A 6,134-nucleotide genomic window follows, 5' to 3' on the forward strand; every position below is an offset into this window, starting at 1 on the left:
GCGATGCAGGCACCTCGGTGTGTCAGTTGCACCGAGGCGATGCCATCGCAGGCAAGCCAGCTCCCACAGGGGGCGGTGCACAATATTCCGGCAATGTCGTAAACGCACCTTTGCGTGGCGTGCGTAGGCATTTGATCTACCAGCGCCAGCCCTACCATCGCATCAAAGGGCCCTGCACCGGGCCTCAACAATACGAAAGGCTGGGAGAGACGCGATGTTCAGCAAACAAGACCAGATCCAGGGATATGACGATGCACTGCTGGCGGCCATGAACGCCGAGGAGCAGCGCCAAGAAGATCATATCGAGCTGATCGCGTCAGAGAACTACACCAGCAAACGTGTGATGGAAGCGCAAGGCAGCGGCCTCACCAACAAATACGCCGAAGGCTACCCGGGCAAGCGCTACTACGGTGGCTGCGAGCATGTGGATAAAGTCGAAGCCCTGGCCATCGAGCGCGCCAAGCAACTGTTCGGCGCCGATTACGCCAACGTGCAGCCGCACTCCGGTTCGTCCGCCAACAGCGCCGTGTACCTGGCGCTTATCAATGCGGGCGACACCATCCTGGGCATGAGCCTGGCCCACGGCGGTCACCTGACCCACGGCGCCAAGGTTTCGTCCTCGGGCAAGCTGTACAACGCGGTGCAATACGGCATCAACACCGACACCGGCCTGATCGACTACGACGAAGTCGAGCGCCTGGCCGTCGAGCACAAGCCGAAAATGGTCGTGGCCGGTTTCTCTGCCTACTCCAAGACCCTGGATTTCCCACGCTTCCGTCAGATCGCCGACAAGGTGGGCGCGTTGTTGTTCGTCGACATGGCCCACGTCGCCGGCCTGGTTGCCGCTGGCCTGTACCCGAACCCGCTGCCCTACGCCGATGTGGTCACCACCACCACCCACAAGACCCTGCGCGGTCCGCGGGGCGGCCTGATCCTGGCCAAGGCCAACGAAGAAATCGAAAAGAAACTCAACGCGGCCGTGTTCCCCGGCGCCCAGGGCGGCCCGCTGATGCACGTCATCGCCGGCAAGGCCGTGTGCTTCAAGGAAGCGCTGGAGCCAGGCTTCAAGGCGTACCAGCAGCAAGTGATCGACAACGCCCAGGCCATGGCCGAGGTGTTCATCAAGCGCGGGTATGACGTGGTGTCCGGCGGTACCGATAACCACCTGTTCCTGGTCAGCCTGATCCGTCAGGGTCTCACCGGCAAAGAGGCGGACGCCGCCCTCGGTCGCGCCCACATCACCGTCAACAAGAACGCCGTGCCGAATGACCCGCAGTCGCCGTTCGTGACCTCGGGCCTGCGCATCGGCACCCCGGCGGTGACCACCCGTGGTTTCAAAGTGCCGCAATGCATCGAACTGGCTGGCTGGATCTGCGACATCCTCGACAACCTCGGCGACGCCGACGTCGAGGCCAACGTGGCCAAGCACGTGTCTGCCCTGTGCGCTGATTTCCCGGTTTATCGCTGAGCGCGGTTTTGGAGTAATGACTATGCAACGCTACTCGGGCTTCGGCCTCTTCAAGCACTCCCTCAGCCACCACGAAAACTGGCAGAAGATGTGGCGCACGCCCACACCCAAGAAGGTCTACGACGTGGTCATCGTCGGCGGCGGCGGGCATGGTCTGGCGACCGCCTACTACCTGGCCAAGGAGCACGGCATCACCAACGTGGCCGTGGTCGAGAAAGGCTGGCTGGGCGGCGGTAACACCGCGCGCAACACCACCATCGTGCGTTCCAACTACCTGTGGGACGAGTCGGCGCACCTGTACGAACACGCGATGAAACTGTGGGAAGGCCTGTCCCAGGACCTGAACTACAACGTGATGTTCTCCCAGCGTGGCGTGTACAACCTGTGCCACACCCTGCAAGACATCCGTGATTCCGAACGCCGCGTGAGTGCCAACCGCCTCAACGGCGTGGACGGCGAGCTGCTCAACGCCAAGCAGGTTGCGGACGAGATCCCGTACCTCGATTGCTCGAAGAACACCCGCTACCCGGTCCTTGGCGCCACCGTGCAACGGCGCGGCGGTGTGGCCCGTCACGATGCCGTGGCCTGGGGCTTTGCCCGGGCTGCCGACGCCCTCGGCGTGGACTTGATCCAGCAGACCGAAGTGATCGGCTTTCGCAAGGAAAACGGCGTGTGCATCGGCGTGGAAACCAACAAGGGCTTTATCGGCGCCAAGCGCGTCGGTGTGGTCACGGCCGGTAACTCCGGGCACATGGCTTCACTCGCCGGCTTCCGCCTACCGATCGAATCCCACCCGCTGCAAGCGTTGGTGTCGGAGCCGATCAAGCCGATTATCGACAGCGTCATCATGTCCAACGCCGTGCACGGTTACATCAGCCAGTCCGACAAGGGCGACCTGGTGATCGGCGCCGGCATCGACGGCTACAACGGCTACGGCCAGCGCGGCTCGTACCCGGTGATCGAGCACACCATCCAGGCCATCGTCGAGATGTTCCCGGTGCTGTCACGGGTGCGCATGAACCGCCAGTGGGGCGGCATCGTCGACACCACGCCGGATGCGTGCCCGATCATCTCCAAGACCCCGGTACCGAACATGTTCTTCAACTGCGGTTGGGGCACCGGTGGCTTCAAGGCCACACCGGGCTCAGGCAACGTGTTTGCCGCCAGCCTGGCCAAGGGTGAAATGCACCCGTTGGCGGCACCTTTCTCCATCGACCGTTTCCACAACGGTGCGTTGATCGACGAACACGGCGCTGCGGCCGTCGCCCACTAACAGGAGAAATTTCCTATGTTGCATATCTTCTGTCCTCACTGTGGCGAACTGCGCTCCGAAGAGGAATTCCACGCGTCCGGCCAAGCGCACATCCCGCGCCCGCTGGACCCGAATACCTGCACCGATGAGCAGTGGGGCGACTACATGTTCTTCCGCGACAACCCGCGCGGCCTGCACCACGAGCTGTGGATTCACGCCGCCGGTTGCCGCCAGTACTTCAACGCGACCCGCGACACCCTGACCTACGAAATTCTTGAAACCTACAAGATCGGTGAGAAGCCACAATTCACCGCCAAGGCCTCTGGAGAGAAGGTATGAGCCAGACCAATCGCCTGTCCAACGGTGGCCGGATCGACCGTAATAAAGTCCTGACGTTTACCTTCAACGGCCAGACCTACAAGGGCTTCGAAGGCGACACCCTCGCCGCAGCCCTATTGGCCAACGGCGTCGATATCATCGGCCGCAGCTTCAAGTACTCGCGTCCGCGCGGCATTTTCGCCGCCGGCGCCGAAGAGCCGAACGCGGTGCTGCAGATCGGCGCCACCGAAGCCACCCAGATCCCCAACGTGCGCGCCACGCAACAGGCGCTGTACCAAGGCCTGGTCGCCACCAGCACCAACGGCTGGCCGAACGTCAACACCGACGTGATGGGCATTCTTGGCAAGGTTGGCGGCAAGCTGATGCCGCCGGGTTTCTACTACAAAACCTTCATGTACCCGCAATCGTTCTGGATGACCTACGAGAAGTACATCCGCAAGGCTGCCGGCCTTGGCCGCTCGCCGACCGAGAACGACCCGGACACCTACGACAACTTCAACCGTCACTGCGACGTGCTGGTGGTCGGCGCAGGCCCTGCGGGTTTGGCGGCTGCCCTGGCGGCTGCACGCAGCGGTGCCCGCGTGATCATCGCCGACGAGCAGGAAGAGTTCGGTGGCTCGCTGCTGGATTCCCGTGAAAGCCTTGACGGCAAGCCGGCCACTGAGTGGGTCGCCAGCGTCATTGCTGAATTGAAAGCCCTGCCGGACGTGGTGCTGTTGCCCCGCGCCACCGTCAACGGCTACCACGACCATAACTTCCTGACCATTCACGAACGCCTCACCGACCACCTCGGTGACCGTGCGCCGATTGGTGTGGTGCGCCAGCGTATCCACCGTGTGCGCGCCAAGCGTGTGGTGCTGGCGACCGGTGCGTGCGAACGTCCACTGGTGTACGGCAACAACGACGTGCCGGGCAACATGCTCGCCGGTGCGGTTTCGACCTACGTGCGTCGCTACGGCGTGGCACCGGGCAAGAAGCTGGTGCTGTCGACCAACAACGACCACGCCTACCGCGTTGCGCTGGATTGGTTGGATGCGGGCCTGCACGTGGTCGCCGTGGCCGATGTGCGCCACAACCCACGCGGCGCATTGGTTGAAGAAGCCCGCGCCAAAGGCATTCGTATCCTCACCGGCAGCGCCGTGGTCGAAGCCCGTGGCACCAAGCGCGTGACCGCTGCCCGCGTCGCTGCGATTGACGTCAAGGCGCATAAAGTCACCAGCCCCGGCGAGTGGCTGGACTGCGACCTGGTGGCCAGCTCCGGCGGCTACAGCCCGGTGGTCCACTTGGCTTCGCACCTGGGCGGCAAGCCGACCTGGCGTGAAGACATCCTCGGTTTTGTACCGGGCGAAGCCCCGCAGAAACGTGTGTGCGTGGGTGGCATCAATGGCGTCTACGGCCTCGGCGATTCCCTGGCCGATGGTTTTGAAGGTGGCGTGCGCGCCGCCAGTGAAGCCGGTTTTGCGCCAGTGGAAGGCACTCTGCCAAAAGCCCTGAGCCGCTTGGAAGAGCCGACCCTGGCGATCTACCAAGTGCCCCACGACAAACCAACCGCACGGGCACCGAAGCAATTCGTCGACCTGCAAAACGACGTGACCGCCGCCGCCATCGAACTGGCGACCCGCGAAGGTTTCGAGTCGGTCGAGCACGTCAAACGCTACACCGCGCTGGGCTTCGGCACCGACCAGGGCAAGCTGGGCAACGTCAACGGCCTGGCGATTGCCGCCCGTTCGTTGAACGTGACCATCCCGCAGATGGGCACCACCATGTTCCGCCCGAACTACACGCCGGTGACTTTCGGTGCGGTCGCCGGTCGTCACTGTGGGCACATCTTCGAGCCCGTGCGCTACACCGCGCTGCAAGCCTGGCACGTGAAGAACGGCGCCGAGTTTGAAGACGTCGGCCAGTGGAAACGCCCGTGGTACTTCCCGCGTAACGGTGAAGACCTGCACGCCGCGGTGAAACGCGAATGCCTGGCCGTGCGCGACAGCGTGGGCCTGCTAGATGCGTCCACCCTGGGCAAGATCGACATCCAGGGCCCGGATGCCCGCGAGTTCCTCAACCGCATCTACACCAACGCCTGGACCAAGCTCGACGTGGGCAAGGCGCGCTACGGTTTGATGTGCAAGGAAGACGGCATGGTCTTCGACGACGGCGTGACTGCCTGCCTCGCCGACAACCACTTCCTCATGACCACCACCACCGGCGGCGCGGCCCGCGTGTTGCAGTGGCTGGAAATCTACCAACAGACCGAGTGGCCAGACCTCAAGGTGTACTTCACCTCGGTCACCGACCACTGGGCCACCATGACCCTGTCCGGCCCCAACAGCCGCAAGCTGCTGGCGGAAGTCACCGACATCGACCTGGACAAGGACGGCTTCCCGTTCATGACCTGGAAAGAAGGCCTGGTGGGCGGCGTACCGGCGCGGGTGTTCCGGATCTCGTTTACCGGTGAGCTGTCGTACGAAGTCAACGTGCAGGCCGACTACGCCATGGGCGTGCTGGAAAAAATCGTCGACGCCGGCAAGAAGTACAACCTGACCCCGTACGGCACCGAAACCATGCACGTATTGCGGGCCGAGAAGGGTTTCATCATCGTTGGCCAGGATACTGACGGCTCGATGACCCCGGACGACCTGAACATGGGTTGGTGCGTGGGGCGTACCAAGCCGTTCTCGTGGATCGGCTGGCGCGGCATGAACCGTGAAGACTGCGTGCGTGAAGAGCGCAAGCAACTGGTGGGCTTGAAGCCGGTCGATCCGAAAGTGTGGCTGCCGGAAGGCGCGCAGTTGGTGTTCGATCCGAAGCAGTCGATTCCGATGAAGATGGTCGGTCACGTGACCTCAAGTTATGCCCACAACTCCCTCGGCTATTCGTTTGCGATGGGCGTGGTGAAGGGCGGCTTGAAGCGCATTGGTGAGCGGGTGTTTTCACCGCAAGCGGATGGCAGTGTGATCGAGGCGGAGATTGTGTCTTCGGTGTTCTTTGACCCGAAAGGCGATCGCCAGAACATCTGATAAACCGAGTCGCGGCCTTCGCGAGCAAGCCCGCTCCCACAGGGGAATGCATTCTAAATGT

The 6,134-nt window shown here is 62.9% G+C and carries 4 protein-coding genes; all 4 read left to right on the forward strand.

What is annotated here, in order from left to right; genetic code table 11:
• The first annotated feature begins 214 nt into the window (after positions 1 to 214).
• Genes glyA through NUV89_RS26745 form a run of 4 tightly spaced genes read left to right on the forward strand, consistent with a single transcriptional unit; the run spans position 215 to position 6,073 of the window.
• Positions 215 to 1,468 carry a serine hydroxymethyltransferase gene (gene glyA, locus NUV89_RS26730; protein WP_017738444.1) on the forward strand — a complete coding sequence of 418 codons (1,254 nt, stop codon included), beginning with the start codon at positions 215 to 217 and terminating at the stop codon, positions 1,466 to 1,468.
• Positions 1,469 to 1,490: 22 nt separating this feature from the next.
• The gene (locus NUV89_RS26735) at positions 1,491 to 2,741 is read left to right on the forward strand and encodes a sarcosine oxidase subunit beta (RefSeq protein ID WP_010207084.1); all 1,251 of its coding nucleotides are present in this window, start codon (positions 1,491 to 1,493) and stop codon (positions 2,739 to 2,741) included.
• A gap of 15 nt (positions 2,742 to 2,756) precedes the next feature.
• A complete protein-coding gene (locus NUV89_RS26740; RefSeq protein ID WP_017738445.1) occupies positions 2,757 to 3,059 on the forward strand; it encodes a sarcosine oxidase subunit delta in 303 nt (100 codons plus the stop codon).
• Positions 3,056 to 6,073, forward strand: coding sequence for a sarcosine oxidase subunit alpha (locus NUV89_RS26745; RefSeq protein WP_257783680.1), 3,018 nt, complete (start codon positions 3,056 to 3,058; stop codon positions 6,071 to 6,073). Before NUV89_RS26740 ends, NUV89_RS26745 begins: the two co-directional genes overlap by 4 nt.
• Positions 6,074 to 6,134 lie beyond the last annotated feature (61 nt).

Origin of the sequence: Pseudomonas sp. 18.1.10, assembly GCF_024655625.1 — a bacterium.
Lineage (GTDB): Bacteria > Pseudomonadota > Gammaproteobacteria > Pseudomonadales > Pseudomonadaceae > Aquipseudomonas.

Coding starts and splice junctions, on each gene's coding strand:
- glyA (WP_017738444.1), top strand. CDS start 215: ATGTTCAGCAAACAAGACCAGATCCAGGGATATGACGATGCACTGCTG.
- NUV89_RS26735 (WP_010207084.1), top strand. CDS start 1,491: ATGCAACGCTACTCGGGCTTCGGCCTCTTCAAGCACTCCCTCAGCCAC.
- NUV89_RS26740 (WP_017738445.1), top strand. CDS start 2,757: ATGTTGCATATCTTCTGTCCTCACTGTGGCGAACTGCGCTCCGAAGAG.
- NUV89_RS26745 (WP_257783680.1), top strand. CDS start 3,056: ATGAGCCAGACCAATCGCCTGTCCAACGGTGGCCGGATCGACCGTAAT.